At 66.4% G+C, this 26,649-nt stretch carries 22 protein-coding genes; 15 read left to right on the top strand and 7 right to left on the bottom strand.

The features are described from left to right. Nucleotides 1–2 precede the first annotated feature (2 nt). From G9373_RS12780 to G9373_RS12800, 5 genes are all read left to right on the top strand, one after another. Nucleotides 3–1,484, top strand: a complete 1,482-nt coding sequence (locus tag G9373_RS12780) for an AMP-binding protein (RefSeq protein ID WP_167115343.1) — start codon at nucleotides 3–5, stop codon at nucleotides 1,482–1,484. A gap of 100 nt (nucleotides 1,485–1,584) precedes the next feature. After that, nucleotides 1,585–3,453, top strand: coding sequence for a DUF3556 domain-containing protein (locus G9373_RS12785; RefSeq protein WP_054248750.1), 1,869 nt, complete (start codon nucleotides 1,585–1,587; stop codon nucleotides 3,451–3,453). Then, nucleotides 3,450–4,883 (top strand): NAD(P)/FAD-dependent oxidoreductase, encoded by a 1,434-nt coding sequence (locus G9373_RS12790; RefSeq protein WP_167115346.1) that lies wholly within the window; start codon nucleotides 3,450–3,452, stop codon nucleotides 4,881–4,883. Before G9373_RS12785 ends, G9373_RS12790 begins: the two co-directional genes overlap by 4 nt. A gap of 2 nt (nucleotides 4,884–4,885) precedes the next feature. Beyond that, a complete protein-coding gene (locus tag G9373_RS12795) occupies nucleotides 4,886–5,638 on the top strand; it encodes an enoyl-CoA hydratase-related protein (RefSeq protein ID WP_307866344.1) in 753 nt (250 codons plus the stop codon). Between the two features lie 98 nt (nucleotides 5,639–5,736). Continuing rightward, nucleotides 5,737–5,883 (top strand): hypothetical protein, encoded by a 147-nt coding sequence (locus G9373_RS12800; protein WP_155756079.1) that lies wholly within the window; start codon nucleotides 5,737–5,739, stop codon nucleotides 5,881–5,883. On the opposite strand, the gene G9373_RS12805 is transcribed toward G9373_RS12800, so the two are convergent. Further along, on the bottom strand, nucleotides 5,861–7,171 hold the full coding sequence (locus G9373_RS12805) for a helix-turn-helix domain-containing protein (RefSeq protein ID WP_005560865.1): 1,311 nt from the start codon (nucleotides 7,169–7,171) through the stop codon (nucleotides 5,861–5,863). The two genes, G9373_RS12800 and G9373_RS12805, sit on opposite strands and share 23 nt — an antisense overlap. Before the next feature lie 346 nt (nucleotides 7,172–7,517). Between G9373_RS12805 and G9373_RS12810 the strand changes: the two genes are divergently transcribed. The 5 genes from G9373_RS12810 to G9373_RS12830 all read left to right on the top strand — a co-directional run bounded on the left by G9373_RS12810 (nucleotide 7,518) and on the right by G9373_RS12830 (nucleotide 12,789). Continuing rightward, nucleotides 7,518–8,354: an NAD(P)-dependent oxidoreductase gene (locus G9373_RS12810; RefSeq protein WP_167115349.1), complete on the top strand. Its 837-nt coding sequence runs from the start codon at nucleotides 7,518–7,520 to the stop codon at nucleotides 8,352–8,354. Beyond that, complete coding sequence (locus G9373_RS12815; protein ID WP_167115351.1) at nucleotides 8,351–9,154, top strand: enoyl-CoA hydratase; 804 nt, start codon at nucleotides 8,351–8,353, stop codon at nucleotides 9,152–9,154. Before G9373_RS12810 ends, G9373_RS12815 begins: the two co-directional genes overlap by 4 nt. 295 nt (nucleotides 9,155–9,449) lie before the next feature. Then, nucleotides 9,450–10,958, top strand: a complete 1,509-nt coding sequence (locus G9373_RS12820) for a protein adenylyltransferase SelO (protein ID WP_167115354.1) — start codon at nucleotides 9,450–9,452, stop codon at nucleotides 10,956–10,958. 256 nt (nucleotides 10,959–11,214) lie between these two features. Further along, on the top strand, nucleotides 11,215–11,958 hold the full coding sequence (locus G9373_RS12825; RefSeq protein WP_167115357.1) for an alpha/beta hydrolase: 744 nt from the start codon (nucleotides 11,215–11,217) through the stop codon (nucleotides 11,956–11,958). Nucleotides 11,959–12,267: 309 nt separating this feature from the next. Then, the gene (locus G9373_RS12830) at nucleotides 12,268–12,789 is read left to right on the top strand and encodes a hypothetical protein (protein WP_064080730.1); all 522 of its coding nucleotides are present in this window, start codon (nucleotides 12,268–12,270) and stop codon (nucleotides 12,787–12,789) included. A 198-nt stretch (nucleotides 12,790–12,987) separates the two neighbouring features. Here the strand turns inward: G9373_RS12830 and G9373_RS12840 are convergent, their stop codons facing one another. Further along, complete coding sequence (locus tag G9373_RS12840) at nucleotides 12,988–14,208, bottom strand: FAD-dependent oxidoreductase (protein WP_167115360.1); 1,221 nt, start codon at nucleotides 14,206–14,208, stop codon at nucleotides 12,988–12,990. A 609-nt stretch (nucleotides 14,209–14,817) separates the two neighbouring features. Here G9373_RS12840 and G9373_RS12845 point away from each other — a divergent pair. Then, nucleotides 14,818–15,351, top strand: a complete 534-nt coding sequence (locus G9373_RS12845) for a hypothetical protein (RefSeq protein ID WP_167115363.1) — start codon at nucleotides 14,818–14,820, stop codon at nucleotides 15,349–15,351. 717 nt (nucleotides 15,352–16,068) lie between these two features. Here G9373_RS12845 and G9373_RS12850 read toward each other — a convergent pair. Then, the gene (locus tag G9373_RS12850; RefSeq protein WP_167115366.1) at nucleotides 16,069–17,259 is read right to left on the bottom strand and encodes a PIN domain-containing protein; all 1,191 of its coding nucleotides are present in this window, start codon (nucleotides 17,257–17,259) and stop codon (nucleotides 16,069–16,071) included. Nucleotides 17,260–17,268: 9 nt separating this feature from the next. Then, nucleotides 17,269–17,724, bottom strand: coding sequence for a helix-turn-helix domain-containing protein (locus tag G9373_RS12855; RefSeq protein WP_169695366.1), 456 nt, complete (start codon nucleotides 17,722–17,724; stop codon nucleotides 17,269–17,271). A 627-nt stretch (nucleotides 17,725–18,351) separates the two neighbouring features. Between G9373_RS12855 and G9373_RS12860 the strand changes: the two genes are divergently transcribed. Continuing rightward, the gene (locus tag G9373_RS12860; protein ID WP_120661090.1) at nucleotides 18,352–18,957 is read left to right on the top strand and encodes a hypothetical protein; all 606 of its coding nucleotides are present in this window, start codon (nucleotides 18,352–18,354) and stop codon (nucleotides 18,955–18,957) included. 130 nt (nucleotides 18,958–19,087) lie between these two features. On the opposite strand, the gene G9373_RS12865 is transcribed toward G9373_RS12860, so the two are convergent. After that, the gene (locus G9373_RS12865; RefSeq protein WP_169695365.1) at nucleotides 19,088–19,921 is read right to left on the bottom strand and encodes an NmrA/HSCARG family protein; all 834 of its coding nucleotides are present in this window, start codon (nucleotides 19,919–19,921) and stop codon (nucleotides 19,088–19,090) included. A 272-nt stretch (nucleotides 19,922–20,193) separates the two neighbouring features. Next, nucleotides 20,194–21,957, bottom strand: coding sequence for a helix-turn-helix domain-containing protein (locus tag G9373_RS12870; protein WP_183102263.1), 1,764 nt, complete (start codon nucleotides 21,955–21,957; stop codon nucleotides 20,194–20,196). Nucleotides 21,958–22,076: 119 nt separating this feature from the next. On the opposite strand from G9373_RS12870, the gene pruA reads away from it, so the two are divergent. Further along, nucleotides 22,077–23,732: an L-glutamate gamma-semialdehyde dehydrogenase gene (pruA, locus tag G9373_RS12875; protein WP_120661089.1), complete on the top strand. Its 1,656-nt coding sequence runs from the start codon at nucleotides 22,077–22,079 to the stop codon at nucleotides 23,730–23,732. Further along, on the top strand, nucleotides 23,732–24,712 hold the full coding sequence (locus tag G9373_RS12880) for a proline dehydrogenase family protein (protein WP_005567766.1): 981 nt from the start codon (nucleotides 23,732–23,734) through the stop codon (nucleotides 24,710–24,712). The genes pruA and G9373_RS12880 overlap by 1 nt, the downstream gene beginning before the upstream one ends. 241 nt (nucleotides 24,713–24,953) lie before the next feature. On the opposite strand, the gene G9373_RS12885 is transcribed toward G9373_RS12880, so the two are convergent. After that, nucleotides 24,954–25,256 carry a hypothetical protein gene (locus tag G9373_RS12885; RefSeq protein ID WP_005265032.1) on the bottom strand — a complete coding sequence of 101 codons (303 nt, stop codon included), beginning with the start codon at nucleotides 25,254–25,256 and terminating at the stop codon, nucleotides 24,954–24,956. A 797-nt stretch (nucleotides 25,257–26,053) separates the two neighbouring features. On the opposite strand from G9373_RS12885, the gene G9373_RS12890 reads away from it, so the two are divergent. Beyond that, a complete protein-coding gene (locus tag G9373_RS12890; protein WP_167115369.1) occupies nucleotides 26,054–26,515 on the top strand; it encodes a MerR family transcriptional regulator in 462 nt (153 codons plus the stop codon). The last annotated feature ends 134 nt before the right edge of the window (nucleotides 26,516–26,649 follow it).

Here is a 26,649-nt window from a genome sequence, read left to right on the forward strand (position 1 = left end):
CAGTGTCCGACATCGGCTATTTCACCTGGGACCTCGCGACCGAGCACGGTGACGCACCGTGCCTGCGCGACGACCACCTCGACCTCACGTACCGGCAGTTCGCCGATCGCGTGGATGCGTTCGCGGCACAACTGAGCGAACACGGGGTCGGCAAGGGTGACGTCGTCGCGGTGATGCTGCCGAACCGGGTGGAGCTGCTCGTCGTGCTGATGGCGGCCTGGCGGCTCGGCGCGGCCGCGACACCGGTCAATCCCACCTTCACCGCCGTGGAAGCGGAGTACCAGATCGCCGACGCCGGCGCCGTCCTCGTCGTGAACGAGGGACCTGACGCCCCTACCGCCGGTCGTCCGTCGATCGCGGTCGACGAGATGGCCGCGTCTCAGCCTTCGGGGCCGACCCCAGGCCTCCGCCCGGCGGGAAGTGACGTCGCACTACTGATCTACACGTCGGGGTCGACGGGGCGCCCCAAGGGAGTCATGCTCACCCACGACAACCTGCAGTTCATGAGTTCTTCTCTGGCCGAGCACCTTTCACTGACCACCGATGACCACTGCCTACTCGTCCTGCCGCTGTTCCACGTCAACGCGATCTGTGTCAGCTTTCTCGCGCCGACGCTGGCGGGAGGGCAATTGAGCGTCACCGGACGATTTTCCCCGGCCCGATTCTTCGACGACGTCGCCCGGCTGCGGCCGACCTACTTCTCCGCGGTCCCGACAATCTATGCACTGCTCGCGTCGCAACCCGAGGAGATTGTCACCGACACGTCCTCGTTGCGGTTCGCCGTCTGCGGCGCCGCGCCGATCTCCAAGGAACTACTCGACCGCGCCGAACAACGCTTCGGCCTGGTGATCGTCGAAGGGTACGGGCTCACCGAGGGCACCTGCGCATCGGCGTGCAACCCGCCTGCCGGCGTCCGGAAACTCGGCTCCGTGGGGCCCGCACTGCCGGGGCAGACCATCGCGATCATGGACGATTCCGGCGCTCTGCTCCCCCCTGGAGCGGTCGGCGAGGTCGTCGTCCGCGGCGCCAACGTGATGCACGGCTATCTGGGGCGTCCCGAGGAGACCGACCGGACGATTGTCGACGGATGGCTCCACACCGGCGACGTCGGCCGACTCGACGAGGACGGCTATCTCACCCTCGTCGACCGCATCAAGGACATGATCATCCGGGGCGGCGAGAACATCTACCCCAAGGAGATCGAGAACGCACTCGCCACTCACGACGGCGTACTCGAGGCGGCCGTGGTGGGAGCACCCCACGACGTGTACGGCGAGGTGCCCGTCGCCTACGTCGTCACCTACCCCGACAGTCCGGTCACCGAGGACCAACTCACCGAGCACCTGCGCGACCGGCTCACGAAAGTGAAACTGCCCGTAGCCATACACATCGTCGACGCCTTGCCGCGCAACCCCGTCGGCAAGATCGACAAGCCGGGACTGCGCAGCCGTCACCGCCCGCAACCCGCCGCCACGAGGGGATGAGCAACAGGCTCTCACCGCTCACCACAACACCCTGCCGCAACTCGGGACACCCCCGAGGCGATGACACCTACCCTCCACCCGCCCTATCCAGGAGCATCCGATGGGATTCAAAACCGGGAACTTCCCCGAAGTAGACCCCGCAACATTCCTCGACCGCCCCTTCTTCGACCGGATCCGAGCCATGTCGACCCACTGGGTCGACTACGGCTTCGGCACCCCGAAGATGGTGCACACCATCTACATTCTCAAGCTGCTCGTCCTGTACATCGCCGCCGGACTGTCGATCGCGACATTCACGTCCGGATACAACGTGCTCGACGTCGGCGCGTGGTGGAACGCACCCATCGTCTACCAGAAGCTCATCCTGTGGACGCTGCTCGTCGAAACCCTCGGCCTGGGCGGTTCCTGGGGTCCGCTCGCCGGCCACTTCAAACCGATGATGGGCGGCGCGCTGTTCTGGCTCCGGCCGGGAACCATTCGCCTGCCACCCTGGCCAGGGAAGGTGCCGCTGACATCAGGCGACACTCGCACGGTCTTCGACGTCCTCGTCTATGCCGCAATTTTGGTCAATATCGTCCTCGCGCTCGGATTTGCCGGGGTGCACACACCGTCTGTCGACGCGGCGTTGCCCGGCAACCACGGCCTGGTGAACCCCACGCTTCTGTTGCCGCTGATCGCGCTGCTGATCGTGATCGGGCTGCGTGACAAGGTCATTTTCATCGCCGCCCGCGGCGAGCAGTACTTCCCGGCCATTGTCTTCTTCGGTGTCCTTCCGTTCGTGGACATGATCGTCGCGCTGAAGCTGCTCATCGTGTCGGTGTGGGTCGGTGCCGGCATCTCGAAGCTCGGCCACCACTTCTCGATGGTCGTGCCGCCGATGCTGTCCAACACCCCCTGGTTGCCGTCGAAGACGATCAAGCGCGCCCACTACCGCAGCTTCCCGAACGACCTGCGGCCGTCCATCGTCGCCGGCGGCGTCGCCCACGTCCTGGGCACCGTCGTCGAGGTGGTCACTCCACTGGTGTTGCTGTTCACCACGAATGGCACCATCACCCTGCTCGCGGTTGCGTTGATGGTGGCGTTCCACCTGTTCATCCTGTCCACGTTCCCGCTCGCGGTCCCCCTCGAATGGAACCTGCTGTTCGCGTATGCGGCAGTATTCCTGTTCCTCGGTTTCCCGAACGCCGCCGGCTTCGGGCTGGGGGACATCTCCTCACCGCTGCTGCTCGCCGCGATCGTCGCCGCGCTGGTGTTCTTCCCCGTCCTCGGCAATCTGCGCCCCGACCTCGTGTCGTTCCTGCCCTCGATGCGGCAGTACGCAGGAAACTGGGCCTCGGCGACCTGGGCATTCGCACCGGGTGCGGAGGACAAGCTGGACGAGTTCATCACGCGGCCCAGTCAGAACACCCGCACCCAGTTGCTGGCGACGTATCCGCCCGAGGTAGCCGACGTCGTGATGCACCAGCTGCTCGGTTGGAGGTCGATGCACAGCCAGGGCCGCGCCCTGTTGTCGCTGATGAGTCGGCATCTCGGGGACGACATCGACACCTACTCCCTCCGGGAGGCCGAGTTCAGCTGCAACTCACTGGTGGCGTTCAACTTCGGTGACGGCCACTTGCACAACGAGCACCTCATAGCTGCCATTCAGCGGCGCTGCAACTTCGCGCCCGGAGAGTTCCTGATCGCGTGGATCGAATCGCAGCCCATCCACAAGGGCATTCAGGAGTACAAGGTGATCGACGCCGCCCTCGGTGTCATCGAGCGAGGCACCTACAAGGTGTCCGACGCCATCGCCGAACAGCCGTGGCTGCCGAACGGTCCCATCCCGTTCGATGTGCGGTGGACGTTGGACATCGACGCCGACCGGGCGATCACCGATCCCGGCTCGCTGTCGGAACCGAGGATGCGCAGCAAGCACGCCACCAATTCGTCCCTCCATGGTGACGAGGGCAGCGGAGTGCTGCGGTGACCACCGCAGTCGTGGTCGGCAGCGGGCCCAACGGGCTCGCCGCCGCGGTCCACCTCGCCCGGCACGGCGTCGACGTCCAGGTCCTCGAGGCCGCCGACACCATCGGCGGCGGCACCCGCTCCGGCGAACTCACCGTCCCCGGACTGCTGCACGACGAGTGCTCGGCGTTCCACCCGATGGGTGCCGGGTCGCCGTATCTGCAGACCCTCGACCTCGGCCGGTACGGGTTGACGTGGAAGTGGCCGGAGATCGACTGCGCCCACCCCCTCGACTCCGGTGAGGCGGGGTTGCTGCACCGGTCGATCGCGGCCACCGCCGCCGGACTCGGCGAGGACGGCGCCCGCTGGCAGCGCATGTTCGGCGGACTCGCCGACGGATTCGACGACCTGGCCGCCGACCTCATGCGTCCGATCGCGAACGTGCCCCGGCACCCGCTTCGGCTCGCCAGCTTCGGACCCCGGGCCCTGCTGCCGGCCGCGGTGACGGCCCGCTGGTGGCGCACCGACAAGGCCCGCGCACTGTTCGGCGGCGCCGCCGCGCACGCCTACTACCGCCTCGACCGGCCCGCGACGTCCGCGGTCGGGATGATGATCGTCGCCGCCGGGCACCGCTACGGCTGGCCGGTCGCCGAGGGCGGATCGCAGTCGATCACCGGTGCACTCGCCGCCCTGCTCACCGACCGGGGCGGCAAGATCACCACCGGTGTCCACGTCCGCGATTGGAACGAACTTCCGCCCGCCGACGTCGTCCTGCTGGACGTCGCGCCGTCCGCCGCGCTCGGCATCCTGGGCGCTCGCCTGCCCGACCGGGTGGCCCGTGCGTACCGGCGGTTCAAGCACGCGCCCGCCGCCTTCAAGGTCGACTTCGCCATCCAGGGCGGGGTGCCGTGGGCCGATCCCGAATGTGGACGCGCCGGGACCGTCCACCTGGGTGGCAGCTTCGCCGAGATCGCGGCCGCCGAACGCGACGTCGCTGCGGGCCGGATGCCGCAGCGGCCGTTCGTCCTCCTCGGTCAGCAATACCTCGCCGATCGCAGTCGTTCGAACGGCGATCTGCATCCGCTGTACGCGTACGCCCATGTCCCGCACGGCTACACGGGCGATGCGACGAAGGCGATCACCGCGCAGATCGAACGGTTCGCGCCCGGGTTCCGGGACCGGGTCGTCGCCACGGTCAGCAGTGGGCCCGTGAAGCTCGCCGAGTCGAACGCCAACTACATCGGCGGTGACATCATCGGCGGAGCCAACAGCGAAACCCAGGTGGTGCTGCGTCCGCGCATCGCCCTCGACCCGTACAGCACCGGGGTACCGGGAACCTATCTGTGCTCGGCGTCCACGCCGCCGGGAGCCGGCGCCCACGGGATGAGCGGATTCAACGCCGCCCAATCCGCACTGCGCCACCTGCGCAGACACGGCGGCGATGTGCTGTGACCGTGGAGAGGTCTGGGAAACGGAATCGCCGTGGTGCGGCGTTCCTGGAGCGGCACGGTCCGATCGCAGTGATAACCCTCAATCGTCCCGAGGTCCGCAACGTCGTCAACTCGGACGTCTCCGCCGCGGTCGGCGCGGCAATGGAAACACTGGCCCACTCTCCCGACCTTCGGGTCGGAATCCTCACAGGTGCGGGAGATACCTTCTGTGCCGGTGCGGATCTGGCCGCCCTGACCGCCGGGCACAGCATCGACGCACCCGGACACCCGGAATGGGGGTTCGGCGGCTTCGTCCGACATGACATCGGCAAACCGCTGATTGCAGCCGTGAACGGCTCGGCCTCGGGTGGAGGCCTCGATCTCATCTTGGCGTGTGACGCAGCCATCGTCAGTTCTCACGCCTCGCTCGGGTCGCCGGGAATGGGACGATATGCGGACTGCGATCCCGACGCGAGGGCACTCGGCGGTCGACTCCAGGCCAGGTCGGTGTTCCTTGGCGACGCGCTCGAGCCGGAGACGGCACTGCGTTGCGGAATGGTCGACAGGGTCGTCCATCCCCATGAGGTACTGCCGGAGGCCCTGCGGCTGGCACGTGCGCTGGCAACGACAATCCCGCCCTTGGAAGGGATCGGCGCCGCGGTCATGCGTCGTCGCGCCGGGAGGAACACAATCGGGCACTGCGAGCGCGACGCGCCACGTCATCCTCATCAGTACCGGCACGGAGCCCAGCGCGTGCTCCGCACCAGTACGATTTGAGGGACGATTCCCCTACCCGACAGCGTTTCCCGGCACCGCAGCGATCCTGCGGTGCCGGGCGCGCGACCCACTCCACGACGCACACGAACTGAGGAACGATGCTGGATCGACTGTACGCAGCCCTCCTGGCGGCAGCCGGATTGTCCTTCGGCGACTACATCGCCCTCGAGGACGCGGTGAGCGATCCCGATGATCCGCCGCGGACGGTCACCGACCCCACCCTTACCGCCCACCCACTCCTTTGACCGTCGGCTCGCCCTTCGCCTGATCCGGCGTCAGGACCACAGGTCCCAGCCATTGGCACACGAGCAGGGCGAGCTCGACGGCGAGGCGATCCCCGGTGAAGTCTTCGCCCCGTTCCTCCGCGGCCCGCTTCACCCGATATTTCACTGAATTATAGTGCAGATCAAGCTGTTTCGCCGCGGCGACATTGCTGAGGTTGCTTGCGAGGTAGACCTGTACGGTCTCGCGCAGGCGGGCGGCGTTCTCATTGTCGGCCGCCAGACCACGCAAGACGCTGCGCACCCACGCCCGGGTCGACGCGACGTCCTCTATCAGCAGTGCGACTGTCGACACTCCCGGTTCGTCGTACGCGGTCACGACGGGGGCATTCTTTCCTGCAGCGATCGCGAGCGCTCGTGCGCGCTGAGCACGCGTGTACGACTGCCGGAATCCCTCCGGGCCGTTGGTGACCCCGCCGACGGCCATGACCAGCCCCGGATGGCGGGCCTCGAGGAAATCGCGCAATTCACCGTAACCTCGCCGGGGAGCCGCGCGCGTACCGAGCGGGACCCATACCCATCCGGTGACGCGGTCGGCCGCCACGAACAACGGATCGGTCATTGCACCCATGAACCCTGCGACGTCGTGCGCCGCCGATTCGATTCTGGCCAGCATGTCTCCCGAACCGGTATCGGGAACCCAGATGATTGCCGCCAGGTGATTCTGTTGCAGAACATAGTTGAGGGCGGCGCTGGCCCCGGCGTCCGGGCGTTCGTTGCCCGCCAGGATTTCCTGGACTCGGACGGCACGAACACTGCTCTGGTGGGCCAGCCACCGCTCCCGTTCACGCTCGTAGACTTCGACCACCTGCTGCGACACCCTGTCGATATACACCGACATCACGGTGATGATGCGCTCGAGCACCGGCACACCGAGTTCCGGCTCGACCGCTTCCCCACCCAACTCGTCAAATACCAGCTTGAGGAGGTTGGTCTGCCCGAGTCGGTATGCGCGTACGAGCGCGTTGACGGGAACCCTTTGCTGAGCAAGACGTCTCGCGTATTCCATCGCCGCAGCGGGCGCCTCCAGATTTTCTGGTGCGATGTTGTGCTGCAGTGTGTGGAAGATGGTGTCGAGGTTTCCTTCGACACTCGCACCGAGTAGGTCGAACAGCTGCCGATCGGCGCGCAGATCGGGAATCTCGCTGTACAGCACATCCGTGATATCGGCGGTCAACGTCACCAGCCGCTGGTTGAGCGAGCCCGCGATTCGTGCGACCAACAGCGCGGCGCGCTCGTCGTGTGAAGCCATGCGAAGACAATAGAGCAGTCGACACCCGCGCATGACGATTTACCCGGAACGCCATCCTCAGCATCCCTACCTGCACATTTCCGCCCAGCCGGCCGTCCAGGTCTCCACTGGCACGAACCGGGCATGTCCCGACAGGACAAAGGGCATCTGTTTCTTGATGCTTCGCGGACGTGGTCACCATTACAGGATTCTCCTATCGTCAAGAGCGCTCGGCCAGCGCCTGCGGACTGCACGATGAGCGACGCACGGCCCCCCGAGACACCGTCGTACGGGGTTGTTTTCGAGCGATCCCGTCCAGTTCGACAGGCGCGAAAGGCGTCTCAGCGTCCACAACGAAGGGATCACAGTGAACACCACAAGCTTCCGCGGGAGAACCGCCGTCATGTCCGGGGGAAGTCGTGGCATCGGACTTGCCATTGCCCGCGCGATCGCGAGCCGCGGTGGAAACGTCGTCCTGCTCGCCAAGACCGATACCCCCGACCCTCGACTGCCCGGGACGATTCATACCGCCGTCGCAGAATTGAACGAGCTGGGCGGACACGCCGTACCCGTTGTCGGTGACGTCCGGAACGACGACGACATCGCCGGGGTGGTCGATGCCGCCGTCGACAACTTCGGCGGCATCGACATCGTCATCAACAACGCAAGCGTGCTGGATGTCTCGAAGACCGCGGACCTGCCGCTCAAGAGGTTCGATCTGATGCAACAGGTCAACGTGCGCGGCACTTTCGCCCTGACCCAGGCGTGTCTTCCGTACCTGCAGAAATCCTCCGCCCCGCACGTACTGACACTCTCACCACCACTGAACATGTCGCAGCACTGGCTGGGCGCCCATCCGGGCTACATGCTGGCCAAGTACGGGATGACGCTGGCGGCGTTGGGCATCGCCGCCGAACACGCGAATCTACCCATTTCCAGCAACTGCCTGTGGCCGCAGACGATGATCGCGACGGCAGCGGTCGGGAACCTGCTCGGCGGCCACGACAGCCTGGAGCACTCCCGCTCCCCCGAGATCATGGCCGACGCCGCGATCGAACTGCTCGGCCGTCCCGCAGGCACCGACAACGGTCGCACCGTCCTCGACGTCGAAATTCTCACCGAAGCCGGCATCACCGATTTCACGACATATGGTGGAACCGCCCCGTTGACGATCGACATCTTCGTCGACGCTGCTGCGGGATGACATCGCACTCTTCGACGTCAGGCGTCGTAACCGCCCTCGACGCTGACCTCCTCCGTGTCACCCTCGACCGGCCGGCGCGCATGAATGCAGTGCGGATCGAAACGCTCGACGCGATCACAGACGCCCTCGAGTCGCGTGCCGGCGATTCGGCGGTCCGCGCGGCCGTCCTCACCGGCGCCGGGGGCGCGTTCTGCACCGGTGCCGACCTGTCGACCACGACGACGAACGACCGGCCGACAGCGGCCACCATCGATGCCGCGACCATCGACGCCGCAAACCGAACCGTGGCCGCGATCCGCGCGTTTCCCCGTCCCGTCGTCGGTGCAGTCAACGGACCCGCCGCGGGTGTCGGCGTATCCCTGGCACTCGCATGCGACCTCACTGTCGCTACGAAGTCCAGCTACTTCCTTGTTGCGCTCACCAAGGTCGGTCTCATGCCGGACGGCGGAACCACCGCCCTCGTCGCCGCGTCGATCGGCCGCGCCCGTGCCATGAAGATGGCTCTCCTCGCAGAACGACTCCCGGCGCGTGAAGCGCTTACCGCCGGGCTCATCGCCGATGTCTACTCCGACGACGAATTCGCTTCTGCCGTAGAGAATCTCACGCGCCGGCTCACGAACGGCCCCGGCGACGCCTTCCGCTGGACGAAAGACGCCGTCAACGACGCCACACTCACCGAACTCGACAATGCGTTCGCACGGGAACGGAACGGGCAACTCGAGCTACTCGCCTCCCCCGACTTCGAGGAAGGCGTCACCGCGTTCCGGAAGAAGCGTCCCGCCGCGTTTCGCCGGACCTGAGAACCATCGGGACCGCCACAACATCCATCACGAAGAAGGCCGAAGTGACCTGTCGGCGAGCGAGGGCCTCGAGGATCAACGCCCGTGATGCCGGGGTAGCCGAGAGTTTTCGAAGCGCTCCCGGGTAGAGCGGTTGCGGCCGCGCAGGGCGCCGACCAGTCCGCCGGAGATCACCACCACGCTCTGTATGCGGCCATCGACGGGCGGCGGCGGCAGATGGTCGACCATCTTGGTTTTCGGACGTTCTGTTGGTCGTGAGCGGCGAGACAGGCCGTGCGGTGGTTACCCTCGGGTGATGAATGCATTCCCGAACTCCACGGTGGGCACGAACACAGCGGTGGCCGGCCTCGAGAGCACCTTTGCCGACGAGCTGGGCGCCTTGACGGTCCCCTGGCAGGGTGCGCATGCGCCGGACCCCACGTTGCTGGTGCTCAACGAGCAGCTCGCGGCGTCGCTGCGGTTGGAAGTCCGGGCACTGCGAAGCGAGGACGGAGTCGGCGTGCTGTCCGGATCGACGGCGCCCGCCGGGACCAAGCCGGTGGCGATGGCATATTCGGGCCATCAGTTCGGCGGATACGCACCGCTCCTCGGGGATGGTCGGGCGTTACTGCTCGGCGAACTGGTGAACAGTGATGGGCAGCGGGTCGATCTGCACCTCAAGGGCTCGGGGCCCACGCCATTCTCCCGGGGCGGCGACGGGTTCGCGGTGGTCGGCCCGATGCTGCGCGAATATCTGGTCAGTGAGGCCATGTACGCCCTGGGCATCCCCACGACGCGCGCGCTCTCGGTGGTCGCGACGGGCCAGCACGTTCGCCGATACGGCGCCGAGCCCGGTGCCGTGCTCGCACGGGTCGCGGCCAGTCACCTGCGGGTGGGCACCTTTGAATACGCGGTGCGGCAGGGTGATGTCTTGCAGCCGCTCGCCGACTACGCGATCGCCCGCCACTACCCGCAGCTGACCGAACTACCGGCGGAGCGTGAAAATAATCGCTACCTGACGTTCTTCGAGGCGGTGGTGGAGGCGCAGGCCTACCTGATGGCGAAATGGATGCTCACCGGTTTCGTGCACGGGGTGATGAACACCGACAACACGACCATTTCGGGTCAGACCATCGACTACGGTCCGTGCGCCTTTCTCGACGCGTTCGACCCGGCCGCAGTGTTCAGTTCGATCGACCACGGCGGCCGCTATGCGTTCGGCAACCAGCCCGCTGTCCTGAAGTGGAATCTGGCGCGCCTCGCGGAAACGCTACTGACCCTGATCGATTCCACGCCGGATGACGCGATCACCGCGGTCTCGGCGGTCCTCGACACCTTCGACGAGCGTTACGACGGCCACTACGCGACCGGTATGGCGGCAAAGCTCGGTTTGGCCGGCACGCTCGTCGAGCGAGCGCTGATCGACGACCTGCTGACGTTATTGGAGGAACACGGTGCCGACTGGACGGGCACCTTCCGTGCTCTCGCGGACGAACTACGCGGAAACTCGACGCCGCTCGACGGCCTCGTACCGCGCGAGCACATCGGGCCATGGCTGGAACGCTGGCGCGGCGCCCTGACCAACCATGGGCGCGGGGCGGCGGAGACCGCGAACACAATGGACCGCGTCAACCCGCTGTACATCCCCCGCAATCATCAGCTCGATGCGGCTCTGCGCGCCGCGACCGACGGGGACCTCGCTCCGTTCGAGAACCTACTCGAGGTCGTCACGCATCCGTTCGACCGCCGCGACGAGTGGTCCGACTACACCACGCCCGCTCCACAGTCGTTCAACCAGACCTTCCAAACCTTCTGCGGCACTTAACTTCCAAGTGGCCATAGGCTACGTTCGCGTCGAGTGAATTCGGGGCGGCTGTCACTGAGCTGAAGAAGGCTGTCCAGCTACCCCAGCGAATGACACCTAAATGCACAGGAACGCAGCGGGCAGTCTGCGTAGGCGAGATCCGCCCGGAGGCGTGGACTCAGCCCGGGCCAACCAACCACCCTTGCGCGCCATCGGATGGCGGTCAGCGCCGGCTCCGGAGGGTTATGTACGACCACGGCGCTGCGGTGGGCAGGGCGTGGACGCGACGAGGGAAGGCGACCGCACCCTCAACTCCGCCATCCATGGCGTCGCGATGAGCCAAGCCAGGGTCCACGGCAACGAGGGCGAGCCCGGACTGTCGGTGCGGTGCCGGTATACGCGAAACGCGGGCTCGGGGATGCCCGAGAAGACTCGGGGAGTCGTCTTGGTGGCCCCGGCGCTGCCGAGGCGCCGGACGTCACCAGCCGAGGCGCTCGAGTGGCAGACACTGGGACGCCTCGTCGTCGCGGCTGGCCCGCCAATGACACGCGCGGTGCTGCGACTGGCGGGCCGGCGAATACTGGACGCCAAGCGAACCGCGATCAACGACGCGGGCTCCATCTCGGGTAGCCGGACCGACCTCATCGGTGGAGACCCGGGCCGTGTCTCACGAGCGCAGGTCGACCTGTGGCTCGATGCCCTCGAGGCGGCCCGCGAGCACCCGGAACGGCTCGCGGGCACGGCTGCCGCGTTCGCGTCGATCGTCAAGGCCATGTTCATCACGCAGAGACCGACGAACGAGGCACTCGATTCCGTGCGGGTGCCCGTCTTTGTGCTGTGGGGAAGGGACGATCACGTTGTCGACCCCACGTCGCTCACGCAGCACGCCCGACGGCCGGGCTGGACACCCCGGCCCATCGATGACGTTGGCCACCTGCTTCCCGTCGAGGCGCCCGACCTCTACACGCAGGCAGTCTGCCAGTGGCTCGCCGTGATTCCCGGATTCGGACGCCCTACGTAGATGGCATCTTCCCGACCCCAGCAGATGGGCCCAGCGGAGGCCAGTTCCTCGCCGCTCGGGGATCCCCCAGTGGGACGGCCGGATGACGTCATCGCCCCAGATTCCGCCTGATTTCACCGGCGAGGTGCGCCGGTACCCGGACGAAAGGTGCGGGTCTGCGGATAGCCGCCGCAGCGAGCCGAGAGTGTCCAGGAAATCGGATGTTCTGCCCTCGATGAAGTGCTCAGTGCGCGGTCGCCCCACCGCACGCGCGTCAACGCGGTGCGCGCGGCGGCGAAGCCGCATAATTGAGGGTGCGAGGTGAGACCGTTGCGGCAGACACCCTGGTTGACGACGACGATATTCGTCGGGTCGGTTGTTCTCCTGCTCGCAGTCCACACCGGCGGTGGTGCGTCGAGCGAACCCGATACGGAAGCGACGCGCAGGCTCGACCCCGCCGGGCCGGTACTCACCCTCACTCCGCCTCGCGGGCAGCCGGGCGACCGCATCCAGTACCACGCGGCGAATCTTCCGACCTGCGGCGGACCGTGGGCGGTGGAGTTCGGCGATCGTGTCCTGGGTGAGACCCGGCAGGTCGGCAGCGTCGCCGACTTCCGCGCCGCGGTGCCGAACCGCGGCAGTCGCGGTTTCCAGGTGGCCGGGCTGCGGTGCCTGCCGATCCCGTCGATGGTGGTGCAGACGACGTTCGAGGTACTCCCGGTGACACGTTCGTCGGAGCCGACCACTACCTGGATACTGCCGCCACCACCAGAGCTACCGACGCGGACGAAGAGACCCACACCGACTACCCCCACCACCACGCCCACAGCTCCTGCTGACGCGGGGCGGTAGCGGCGGCGGCCGGAGAAAGAACGGCGGCGCCTGCGGAAGCTGCGCCGCTCGAACCGACGTCGTTCACGGGTCCCTTACAGCGGCGGGGCCGCGTGCTCGTCCGCACCAGCCCAGGTCGAACTTCACCCACCGCTGCCAGGTCTCCTGAAGGACGTCCTCGGCGTCAGTTGGCGAGCCCAGCAACATCCACCTCCCCGCTCATGCCAGTCTGCTCGGCTTGGACAGCGATCGACCGTGCTCAGCCTGGACCCGCTGCCACCGGGAGGCGTCGTTGACCGGCCACGTGTGCGACCCGGGCTTTCGCGCCTCGTCCGCCAGCTGCTTGACGGGACTCGCTGCCGCGGCTTCCTTGAGCTTCGCACCGAGGCGGCCCCGCAGGTGAAGCCGCATCGCGGTGTCATCCCTGTGTGCGAGCTGGAAAACGCCGTCCTTACGCCCCAGGCTGACGCACATGGCGGCGATCCCCTTGCCGAAGTCTGCGGGCCGTTCCCCCGTTATCCGGCTGAGCACCGTGTCAGCGGCATGCGAGCCAAGAGGAAGCGCCGCTTGGCAACTCATTCGCAACGGCAGGTTCGACGGGGCCGCGGCATCACCGGTCGCGACGATGCGTTCGTCGTCCACGCTGGTCAGCGTCTCGTCGGTGAGGAGACGGCCCATGGCGTCGGTGCTCAGCCCGCTGCGGGCGGCCAAGTCCGGAACGCAGAAGCCGGCGGTCCAGATCGTCACCGTGCTCGGGAGCACACGGCCGCCGCTGAGCTCCACGGCGTCACGTGTCACCGCGGCCACCGTCGCGCCGGGGCCGTCGATCACGGCCACACCAAGATTGGACAACCCCCTGGCCACCGAGCGTCGGCCCCGCGGGTGCAGGTACGGGCCGAGCCGGTCGCCGCAGACCAGAGTCACAGTGCGCCCGAGCTCCGCGAGCTCGGCGGCCGTCTCGATGCCGAGCGGACCGCCACCGACGACCGTCACCGGCGCCGTCATGGGGGCGTCCTCGAGGACCGACCGAAGCCGCTGCGCCTCCTCCAGGCTGGCGGTCGGATGGGCGAACTCGGCCGCTCCGGGTACGCCGGCCGGGTCGGCGCTGCCACTGCCGACGGCGTAGATCAGGTAGTCGTATCCGACGGTCTCGCCGGTCTCCAGCTTCACGCCGCGCTCGGCAGCATCGATCCTCGTCACGCTGTCCACCAACAACCGGATGCCTCCGGCCAGCACGTCGGAGTAGTCGACCACCGCGTCGTCGGACCCGCCCACCAACTGGTGCAGACGGACCCGCTCGACGAAACACGGACGTGGATTGATCACCGTCACCGCCACATCGTCGCGCTTGGTGAGGCGATTCGCCGCCATCACGCCGGCGTAACCGCCGCCAACCACGACCACATCGATCTTTCCGGGGCGCACAGAGTTCGCATTCATGATGTCTCCTCGAGATTGGGGTCGCACATAAGACACCGCCCGCTCCACCGTTGTGACAGCACAGGACCCACGCCCCCCACATCAGGCGTCGGCGCTCCCCGAAAACCAGATGTGACCTGTCCACCGATCAGTTAAATTAACGACAAGGCTCTGGGGCGGCGGAGGGGATCGTCGGCGTGCGTAGTTGGACAGCGCGCCCACGTCCCCTGTCCGACAGATAGCGGCCTGCAATCGGCCGTGCCGTCAAGGGACAGAAACCTCGGGGCCGCCGGACGCCGAGCTCCCACGAGGTCGCGCCTCGTCCGTGGTCCGGCTCCGGCCGGTGCACGCCGAGACGGCAAGCGCACGCCCAGTTCACAATCGACGCGTCGGCATGACACTGCGGGGGGCGGTCCGGACAGACCCGAACCGGACTCCAGCGCACCGTCATACACCAGCCGGCGCCACCGCCCGAGATCACAGCCCTTCCACTCAGGGCGTGCCCTCATGAAGCACGCGGAGCCCTCGAGGCAGAAGTTCGACCCAGTGTCACCAAAACAATGCCAATCAGTCGGTTTCTCCTGCACGATTCCACCCAGCACCACCCACACCCACGAACAGGACCACCACATGCGCATGATCGCCCGAACCACACTTCTCGCCGCAGCGGCCCTCCCACTCGCCATCGCAGCCACCGCGCCCGCATCAGCGACCGCGCCCTCCGACGTCACCTACGCCTTCGGCGTCACCGGATCGACCGTGACCAACACGATCACCAACAACACCGGCGACACCATCTGCTGCACTACCTCCCTCGCCCCCGCGCCCGGCGGCGTGCTCCCACCAATTGACGACCTCATGCGTAACGGGCAGTCCCTTTATCAGCAGGACGACATACCGCAGGGAACCACAACCCAGTCGGTCACCGATGTCCCCGACGGTTCCTACGTCGCCCTCGCCTCCTGCGGGCGTGAGGGCACCGACCCCGCCATGTGGGTCTCCGACTACCCCGGCATCGAGCAATACCTGGTCCAGTTCCCGATGACCGCCTACACCGTGCGACAAGCCTCCACCGTCGTCATCGTGCCCAGCGTCGCCCCCGCACCACCCGCCGCCGCCAATACCCCCGATCTTGACGATCTGGGCACCCTCTTCGGCAGCTAACCGCCATCGGCACAACAAGACGCCTGGCCCCCCGAACCCGGGTTTGGGTGCCGGGCGGGTCGCACCCGGGAAATCCCACCTCTGCCACGACCACACATTCACCGATCCGGCGCACCGTTCCGTCCGTCACGTCACACTCGGCGCCGCATAGGCGACAGTGGGTTCAGTCAAGCTTCAGAGCGGGTTCCACCAACGGACGAAGTTGTTCCACTCGAGAATCAGAGGCCACACGCCTTCCTCGAGAGGATTCGCGAAGAACAGGTCCGGCAGCAATCCCATCATCACCACATCCGCTCTAGAATTGATTCCACCAGGTCGCGAACGAGTTCCACCACGTCAGAACGTCGCATCCCCGATACCTGCCGGCAGGTCGAACCAACACCGATCATGACTGCACCTTTCGGGATATAGCTCCCCGACCATCCTGTGTATCGGTGCCGCGGCCCTCAGCGCTACCGGCGGCACTCAGCCACAAGTACAGAAGCAGCGACCCGACGCGGCCGGGTGTCGTCATACGGGGCGTTGACCTGCGATAACGGCCTTCGAGGTAAGCGTTGGTCGCGAAAACCGCACTGCCTACAGGCGTGAGGGTCCCGATTGACGGCCTGCCACGCGCGGACCCACCCATGGGCGGGGCTACCCCGCAGGCCGATGCGCCAGTGATGAAGCTGAGATCAACTGCGTCGGAGGTACGGGCGAGGTTCGTGTGCGAAGGAATCAGGCCCTGGCGGCAGGGTCCTCCTCAGACCCCAGGTTCCGCACCAGCCACCGATCGCCGACGAGATGCATCAGGATCGGAAACACCGGTCGGGGAATGTTCGGCTCCCACACACCGCTCTCGAGGGTCGACATCTCGTGCACATAGAGCACCTCCACACCGGGGCCGACGATCCTTGTGCCGGTACCGATCCCCCACCTCGCCGGATCCGGCAACATCGCCCGGAACGACCGCACGTGCACACGCTCGAAATGCACCCACAGCGGATGCTCCGGCGCCGGCACCGCGAGGGCCGAAGCGACCGCCTCTCCCTCCCAACCGTCAATCGTCATCTGATAATGGTTGTCCTGCACCCACCGCCAGGCGAGGACCGCCCGGAAGTCCGGATCCACGTTCGGCCACACCGACAGCAGATCCCCGTCCACGCATACCGACATCAAGAACGCCCACGCCGCACTCACCAGCCGCGTATGCCCGAGGAACCGCAACAATTCCGCCGGATCCATTGCACGAAGCTCGAGGTAGGCCTCCCGCATCTCGGCCGGCGCGGCTCTGATCTGTTCGTCGGTCAACTCCGGAAGGGAGGACGCCGCCCGCACCGTACCAGCGTCGGGAACCTCGCCCCGGGCGACGAGCAATGCCCGGACGGCGTCGACGAACCGCGGCGTCAGCCGCTCCAGCGACGCCAACAACTCCCCGACCGTGCGCGGCGGGAACATAGTGCGGTTCACCAGTACGTGCAGGCACTCGAACACCGCGTCCGGGTCCAGATCGAGTTGATCGCAGAGGAATTCGTCGGGATGGATCGCTTCGACGTCGAACGGATCGAGGGCCGCCTGCGGGAAATCCGCCAGGGTGGCGGTCACGATCACACCCGCACCGGAGCGTACAGCCGCAGCCAGGACGTGCCGGTCCTTCGGCTCGGTGGTCATCGCCGGGATCAGTTCCCGGTAGCCACGTGACTCCTCCTCCGCGAAGGGAAATGCTCTGCGCATCTGCTGCACTCGCCGCGCCGCCTGCTCCGGCGGCTTCCCGAACCGCTCGCCGGACAGGTTGCGCTCGACCTCGTCGAGCAGATCCGGCGTCCACACCGGCCGGAACACCTCGGCATCGGCCAGGGTGAGCAGCAGATTGCTCAGGGTCTGGGGAAGCATGACGCATCCGTCCAGAACCACCCGAAAGACAGCCATGGGGCGACCTCACCCCGGATCGGCGGGTCGAGACACGAAGCCGTCAGTGGCGTCGCCGGGGTCGGGGGTTTCCTCGTGCGCCATCTCCTCGAGCACCTGGCCGCGGCGCGCACGCTCGCGCTGTCGGAATTCGAGCACGTCCGCCAACTCCACCCGCCGATGACGGCCGGGCGAGGTGTACGGGATCTTCCCCGCCTCCAGCAGCCGCACCAAGGTCGGCCGGGTGATGCCCAACAGTTCCGCGGCCTCTTGCGTCGTCAACACGGTGCGATGTGGCTCCACCGTCACAGCCTGCCCCTGATCCAGGGCGGTGACCGCGTCGACGAGCAACCCCCGAACACTGTCCGGCAGCGGCACGGACTCCTCCGGGGTCGAGATCGACACCTGCTCTTGACCAGCGAGAACGGCCCTCAGCGCGGCGAGAAGATCCCGATCGTCGGCGACCGGCAACACCGTGTGGCTCATCCCAGCACCCATACCCCACCATAAAACGAAAAAAACGAACACACAATGTCGGCACCGTGGACCCGTGCAGCTAGATCGACGGATTCCGTCATCGTGTTTGTTTCACAGCAGGGCTGACGCCGGGCCGCCATCGGCGTCCTGGCGTGGGTAGTCGGACGCTGTTTCGGGTAACCGGACCGCAGGCGACGACGCGGGTAGCCGGTGACGGTGGCTGACGTCGAACCAGCAGAAGGATCGTGGTGCATTCGACCGACCGGATGCGTCTGACCGAGAGGGTGTACAGATCGTGCCTCGCATCGAAGAAGAAGGCCCCTGTAGCGGCAGCGACCCTGAGTTCGGATCGGAAGACGATCCGATTCGGTGGCCGGATCCGAGTCCGTTGGACCTGTGGTGGCAACGGGTGATGTCCGAAAGCCTCCGCCGGTCCCGGGGACCGGGGACCCGGCCGGTGGTCCCGCCCCTGTCGAGGGACTCCCGGAATCGACATCTCCGTCCGCACGCGAGTTAGACCGATCGGACCCGACCCCAGATCAAGTCCGTGGGAGGGGCGTTCGGCAGCGCCGGTATAGAACTCCTCAGCGGCAGCAGCCCAGTCTCCTGACCCTTCCACCCGAACATAGAGGCCTCATGAACATCATCACCGCACTCCCCCTGGCCATACTGCGCGCGCAGTACACCATCGTGCGCTACCCGCTGCGCCTGGTCGACGAACAGGTAATCGCACACCTGGCACCCGCAGCACCGGCCCGACGGCTGTACCGGGGCAGCCTCAGCCTGCTCGATTGTGCCGTCGGCACCGTTCTCGGTCACCAGGACCGAGCCCACGATGCCGCCGACACCGCACCCCGCGTCACCCTGGTCTCCGGTACTGCATCCGACACCGATCACGATCCCAGCGCACCGGATACCGCTGCAGCTGACGCCGAGACCGCCCCTCGGTCCGCGACCGTCGAGAACGCCGAACTGAACGAGAAGGCGGCCCACCAACTCGACACCGACTTACTCGCCGAGCACCTCGAAGACATCGAGACGCAATATCAACTCGAGCACCCCCCGACCACCGGCACCGCCGAGCCGACGACCGACACCGTCATCACCCAGCTCGAGGACGCCGCGAGCACCGAACCCGACACGACACTGTCCGGAGAACTGGCCGACCGCGTAGCCGAACTCGCTCGCGCCAAGACCCCGCCGCCGGGCACCCGAACAACACCGACCGGCAAACGTCACTAATGAGCGCGATTGCCACCAGCAGCGACGACCCACTCGTCTTCGGGGTTCGGATGCCGGCACCGTCCCGAACTGCACCCGATGGTCGACCACTTCGACACCGATCTCGTCGACCACTTGCTTTCCGCAGACGTCACGCCAACTGGGCGGCCCAATCGGCGAAGCTCTGCCACGCCACCTCGGGGTAGAGCCGACCCAGTTCGCCGATCTTCGCGTCGTACCCGGTGTCGGTAAGGAAGCGGAACATAGCGCGCATGTCCGGCGATGCGATGGCGTCCGCGTCGGACGAATGGGCGTGAACCGGCGTGCCCAGCACGTTACTGAGCACCTCGGCCATCCGACGTGGCGTCGGATCATCCGACGCCAGGTCGATTCTTGTCCGGACGAACCGATCCGGATCGTCGAACACGAGCGCGACGAACCGACCGAGGTCCCGGCGCGACAACTGCTGCAGCGGGGTATCGACTGGCAGAGGCAGATCGAGCCGGCCTCGGCGGATGTCATCGAGTCCACCGAGCAGGTTGTCATAAAAGTAGGTCGGCCCGACGATCGTGTACGGAAGGGACGATTCTCGCAGCAACGACTCGGTTGCAGCCTTCGTGTCGAAATGTGGGATCCCAGTGCTCTTGTCTGCGTCCGCCACCGAAGAAAACACCACGTGTGGAACACCGGAATCACTGAACGCGCCGACAAGCGCGGCACCCTGAGCGATCTCCGCTTCCGGGCCGTCTTCGAAAGGTGTGGTCATGGCAAACACGCCCGCGCACCCATCTACGGCAGACGCGATCGCCGCCCGATCGGTGATATCGGCCACGGCAATGTCGACGCCTCGCAGGCGCAACGCGTCTGAGCGAGAAGAGCTTCGACGGACAAGCGCTCGGACTTCCCGCCCTCGTTCGAGCAGCGCGTCGACGACGGCGCCTCCTTGACCACCCGTCGCTCCGACGACTGCATACGGCTCACTCATGGGCACAACACCTCTCCTTGTCGACCGCGCCAGCGTACTCGCAGGCTCCGTCCGCTCACCAAGACGTGTGTCCCTCTGCGCGGCCATCAGTGGGCCGACAGATGACAGCGAGCGACCCTCGGATGGGAGACGAAACGGCACGATCACGAGATCGCATGGAACCAGACGATGAAACTCGACAGATGTCGAAAACTCTCGTTACGGAAATCCGTTCGGGACTCCGCCATGTTCGCTGCACGACCCGTCGAGGACTTCGACGATCTACACTGCGATCAGCGGAGGGTGGGGCGGTTCTGTCCGGCGGGACGTCGCAAGAGCGCAAGCTGGATTTCGATGAGCAGCCGATCGGATGCGTCCTGCAGATTGACGCCAACGATCTCTTCGACGCGCCGGATACGGTAGCGCAACGTATTTGGATGAACCTGCAGGACGGCGGCAGCGTTGCGCACGTCCCCGTGCTCGGCAAGGTACGCCTCGGCACTCTCGCGCAGATTCGAAGCGTGCTTGTCGTCGTATTCGACGAGGGCATCGAGCCGCGGATCACGCAGCTCGCTGTTTCCCCCGACGAGGTCGAGGATCTCGCCGAGCAACACCGCAGTACGGGATTCGGCGAGCGTGGTGACCCGTCCCTCGGGGTAAGTCGCGGCGGTCCCGTCAAGGACCCGATCGACCTCGGTCCGGGCTCCCGCAACCTGCCCGAGACCCGAAACGGGCATAGCGATGGCGGCACGCAGGAGTATCAACCGCTTCTGCTCGAGTTGCTCGACCAACTGGCGGGTCCACGTCGCGATGATGTTCGCCGACTTGTAACGAGGAAACAGGACGTAGGCGCGGTTGCCGATGATCGTGGACACCGAGTCACGTCGGAGCGCGCTCGCATGCAGACTGATCATGCTGCCTACACTGGTGACAATCTCCGACGGCGGTTCGGGCTCTCCTGCGGTCACGGCAAATCCGACCACGGCGGCCGAGCCTGAATCCGGCAGGTTCAGGGCGCTGGCCACCGATGGAGCATCCACCCCTCCCCCGCGCGCACCGAACAGCCGTTGAATCAGCACGCCCTCCGTCGAAGGAGCATTGAGACTGCGGGAAATGATCCGCGCAGCGATCGCGGAGGCGCCCCGCAGTACGTCGGCGGCGCTATCGGTGAACGGGGCATACCCTTGTTGCACCCAGATCGATCCGAGCAGCCGGGGCGCGGCCGAGCCGTGCTCAACGGTTTGACGGATGCTCACCACTAATCGTCGCTTCGTGCCGAGCTCGTCGTGTGCCGGGACGTCGACGACCTCATCGCTCTCACGCAGCCGGTCGTAGACACCCCATTCCTGCATCGCCTTCAGGTAGTCGCGCGGGCCGATCCTGCCGAGGATCGACAGCGTCCGCAATTCGTCGGCCGCTTCGTCCGACGCCGAGTACGCGAGCACGCGCGCTTGCGCATCTTCGATCGAAACCATCCCGCCGGCGTTCTGCGCGATGGCCTGCGCGAGGCCGAACAGGTCCGTGTCCACGGCCAGCAACTCTGGGTCACCCAGCCTGTACTGCTGCCGGGAGCGGTCGAGCATGCGCTGAATGAGGGGGAAAACGTGGTCCCACCGGGCCTTCGGGTGTACGGCGACCAGTGCGACGCCGGCGCTGCGCGCCGCGGACTGCAGAGCGGTCGACGATGCCGCCGACTTCGACATCACCGCGCGCGGCCTGTGGTCGGGGGCTCGTAGCGCGACCTCCTCGAACCACCGCACGGCCTCGGCCTTCCTCACGCCGACGTGTAGGTAGAGATCTGGCGACGGTGACTCGACCTCTACCGACAAATCGGAGCTGTCGACCAGGGCGACGGAAGAGATGGCGACCGAATCCCCCGCGGGTGCCTCTATCAACTCGACCACGGACGTATCAAGTGCGGCGAGAAGTTCACGCAGGGTAATAGTTTCGCTCGATTCCGCTTCTCGGCCTGCTTTGGCGACGGCACGTTTACGAGACGACACGGCTGGTCTCCCTGTCCCGATAGTTTGATCCGAAGGATGCGATTGGCCGATCATACAATCTCAAGCCTGATTATTCGTCTGACTGGCTGATAGTTTTCCGTGGGTGTTGGTGTTGACTACGGGTAGTGCTTTGCAGCGGCTCCGTCGCCGCCACACCCCTTGTAGGAGGTTTCATGGACGCCATCACCACCACCCCGCAGCCAGTCAACGAGCCGGTGGGCTCCTTCGCCCCGGGCAGCCCGGAGCGGGTGCGACTGCAGGCGAAGCTGGCAGAGCTGGGGTCCAACCCCACCGAGATCCACAACGTCATCGGCGGTGCGCACCGGCGAAACAACGGCCCCGCGATCGACGTCGTCCAGCCGCACCGGCATGCCGCCGTGCTGGGCACCTTCACCAACGCCGGCCCCCAGGACATCCAGGACGCCGTCACCGCCGCCACCGCCGCCGGCCCGGGCTGGCGGGCACTATCATTCGAGGACCGCGCCGCGGTGTTCCTCCGTGCGGCCGACCTGCTGTCCGGACCGTGGCGTGAAACAATTGCCGCCGCAACGATGCTCGGCCAGTCGAAGACCGCGTACCAGGCGGAGATCGACAGTCCGTGCGAGCTGATCGACTTCTGGCGCTTCAACGTCCAGTTCGCCCGGCAGATCCTCGCCGACCAGCCGATCTCCTCCCCCGGCGTGTGGAACAAGCTCGAATACCGCTCTCTCGAGGGCTTCGTCTACGCGATCACCCCGTTCAACTTCACCGCCATCGCCGGCAACCTGCCCACCGCCCCCGCCCTGATGGGCAACACCGTGGTGTGGAAGCCGTCGCAGACCCAGGCCGTCGCCGCGTATTGGACGATGAAACTGCTCGAGGCCGCGGGCCTGCCCCAGGGTGTGATCAACCTCGTCAACGGCGCCGGCGCCGCGGTCTCCGACGTCGTTCTCGCCGACCCCCGCCTGGCCGGGATCCACTTCACCGGGTCCACCGCCACGTTCCAGCACCTGTGGCGTCAGGTCGGCAACAACATCGCCAACTACAACAGCTACCCGCGCTTGGTCGGCGAGACCGGCGGCAAGGACTTCGTCCTCGCCCACAGCTCCGCGAACCCCGACACCCTGACCACCGCCCTGCTGCGCGGCGCGTTCGACTACCAGGGTCAGAAGTGCTCCGCGGCCTCCCGCGCGTTCGTCCCGAAGTCGGTGTGGGCGAAGATGGGCGACGACTTCATCGAGAAGGCGTCGACGCTGAAATACGGGGATGTCACCGATTTCTCGAACTTCGGTGGCGCCGTCATCGACCGGCGGGCCTTCGACCGCAACGCCGACGCCATCGCCCGCGCGAAGGCCACCTCGAGCCTGACCATCGCCGCCGGCGGCCACGTCGACGACAGCATCGGGTACTTCGTCGACCCCACCGTGCTGCTCGGCGACGACCCCACCGACGAGGCCTTCCGCACCGAATACTTCGGACCGATCCTGTCGGTGCACGTCTACGACGACTCCGCAGCCGGGTCGTTCGAGAAGGTCCTCGACCTGGTCGACAAGGGGTCCGCGTACGCGCTGACCGGGTCGATCATCGCCGACGACCGCACCGCGATCGCCCAGGCGACCGACGACCTGCGATTCGCGGCCGGCAACTTCTACATCAACGACAAGCCCACCGGCGCCGTCGTCGGACAACAGCCCTTCGGTGGCGCCCGGGCGTCGGGCACCAACGACAAGGCCGGCTCCCCGCAGAACCTGCTCCGCTGGGCCTCCGCCCGCACCATCAAGGAAACGTTCGTCCCGGCCACCGACCACCGCTACCCGCACCAGGGCGCCGACACCTCCGAGAACATCTGATGGCGGCCGCCGACCTGCTGCGGCCCGCCCTGCTCGCCGCAGCCCGCTCCCCTCGCATGGAACGGACCATCAGCAAGGTCCCGGTGACCCGCAATCTCGTCGACCGGTTCGTCGCCGGTGAAACCGAGAGCCAAGCGATCACCGCGACCACCGGAATCCTCGACTCCGGCCGATACATCACCATCGACTACCTCGGTGAGGACACCACCGATCTCACGCAAGCGAACAACACGGTGTCCCACTACCTGGTTCTGCTGTCGAACCTGTCAGCGCTCGCGACCAGCGGGGGCACTCCGGCGACCTTCCCGCCGTCGCCGGTGCGCACCATCGAGGTATCGCTGAAACTGTCTGCCCTGGGCCAATCCCTGGCCCGAGACGGGCACAAGGTTGCCCTCGAGAACGCGCACAAGATCTGCACCGCTGCGGAAGAAGCCGGCGCGTGGGTGACCGTCGACGCCGAGGACCACACCACCACCGACTCGACCCTGTCGATCGTGCGCGAACTGCGCGAGGACTTCCCCACCCTCGGCACCGTGCTGCAGGCGTACCTGAAGCGCACCGAGGCGGACTGCAAGGATCTGTCCGGCCCCGGATCGCGAATCCGGCTGTGCAAGGGCGCGTACAAGGAACCCGCATCTGTTGCCCATCAAGAAAAGACCGCGGTCGACGACGCATACCTGCGGTGCCTGCGGATCCTGATGAACGGTCAGGGCTACCCGATGGTCGCCTCCCACGATCCGGCCATGATCAGTGCGGCGATGCAATACGCCGAAGCGAAGGGCCGGGCGGCAGACGAGTTCGAACTGCAGATGCTCTACGGCATCCGCGATTCCGAACAACTTCGGCTGGTCGGCGAACAGAAGCACGTACGTACCTACCTGCCCTACGGTGAACAGTGGTACGGCTACTTCATGCGCCGCCTCGCCGAACGCCCCGCCAACCTCGCCTTCTTCCTCCGCTCGCTGGCATCACGCAACTAGCCGTGAAGGACACAGGATCCCGGCTCGACCCCCGGTCAGGCCGGGATCCCCACTCGCCCCCGCCCACAACCAGGTACGGACACCGCCCGATCGTCGGCTGACCGCGCAGGCGGGGGGCACCGTCGGTATCCACTATCAGGAATGAACACACGACGACGTCCCTCTCGACGGCAGTGTCCCGCACCGGCATCGATGCGGGACACTCGCTCTCCCGGGAGCAGGGGAAGGGAAGACCTGTGGCCTATCCGCGTGACAGTCCGGGCTGAGTCTGGATCTGTCCGGGGCCACCCTTGAATCCGCCGGCCTTGCCCACGGTCCATTCACCGTCCGCACCGCAGACCAGGGCACCATTGCGATCACCGGGCTTGCCGTACGTCACTGTCTCGTTTCCGTTCGAGTCCGTGTTCACGATCGGACACTGCCCACCGGTGGGACCGTTCGGGCCGATCGGCTCGGCATGAGCGACGGACGCCGCCCCGAAGGCGCTCAGGATCGGAAGAGCGGCGAAAGCGGCGGTGGCAAAGGTTCGTCGGGCGTTGATCATTCAGTTTCTCCAGAGTGTCGGGGAAGTGTTTCGGTGACAGGTACAACTCTGCCCACTCCCGTGCCCGATCTGAAGCAACCCCAGGGGTCCGTTCGCCCACCCCAGGAGGGGACACACTCCACCCCGACGTTCGCACCGGGCGCACACCGGACCACGCCCTCAGCACGATTCGCGCCCGGCGCCCGCCCGCCTTCAGCCCGCCGCAATCCCCTCTCCGGCGGTGTTGCCACAGGAAGAGGCCCCACCAATCGGTGAGGGCCTCAAACCTTGGTTGCAAGTAGTCAATCTCGTCCGAGCTCCTCGTGCGAGTCACCGTTGATCGATGCCTGGTAGCGAGGACGGGTGGCCGCCACGCTCCTCGATGACTGCGGGCCTCCGTGCGTCCCCGCTGCCGTCTTCAGGCATGGGCCCACCTTCGACGTCCCCGCACACAGGTCTCCCCGAGCGGGTCGTCCTGGACATGCCCGAAGGTGCAGTTCCAGGCGGTCAGCTCGGCCATCCGACCGTGCGTGCTCGAGCAGAAACTTCTCGGGGAGCGGTCGCGGGCCGACGTCTCAACCGCACCTCCTGCACCATCCGGCTGACCTCCGGTTGCGTGACGGCCAGGTTTCGCGATCACCCGCTGCGGCACCTGATTGTCCGTCGCGTGCGCCACCGCACGAAGAACGAAGGTCGCGAGGGCGTGACGTGGAGCGGTCTAGTGAGCGTGTTCGTCGGGGGTGCGCTGATCTGCGGTGCAACGGTGTGACTCAGCTAACCTTTGACTTCAAGTACTTGAAGTTCATAGCGTCGATGACGTGAGTGCACACACCACCCGACACGTCTACACGATCAAGGACGCCGCCGCCCTGACCGGACTTCCGGCCAGCACGCTGCGCTACTACGAGTCGGTCGGGGTGATCGCGCCGATCAGCCGTGGGGAGAGCAATAAGCACCGCGTCTACGACGAGGACGACCTGGGCCAGCTGTTGGCAATCGCGTGCCTGGCAGCGACCGGGATGTCGGTCAACGACATGAAGGAGTACGTCGCCAACGGACAACTCGGGGCCGCGGCCGCCCCCGCGCAGATCGAGTTGCTGACCGAACGCCGGCAGCAACTTGCGCGCGAGGCCCAGCAGATCGCACTCCGTCAACGCTACGTCGACCTCAAGATCGACTACTGGCACGCGATCGACGCCGGCGACGAGCCCCGTGCCGCGCTCCTCGCGGCCGAGGCGAGCGCGCTGGCCGACGAACTCCACAACGCCAAGAAGCGATAACCCTCACCCACCACACCCCGGTGCGCTCACCGACTCGACCGATGCGGCACCTGTCACTCAGCCCTGTCCTGCTCACCACCACTGTGACCATCACAGAAGTAAGGAAGTACTGCCATGCGCGTCAACGCGTACGC

Origin of the sequence: Rhodococcus sp. A14, from assembly GCF_011603105.1 — a bacterium.
GTDB classification, from domain to species: Bacteria; Actinomycetota; Actinomycetes; order Mycobacteriales; family Mycobacteriaceae; genus Rhodococcus_F; species Rhodococcus_F opacus.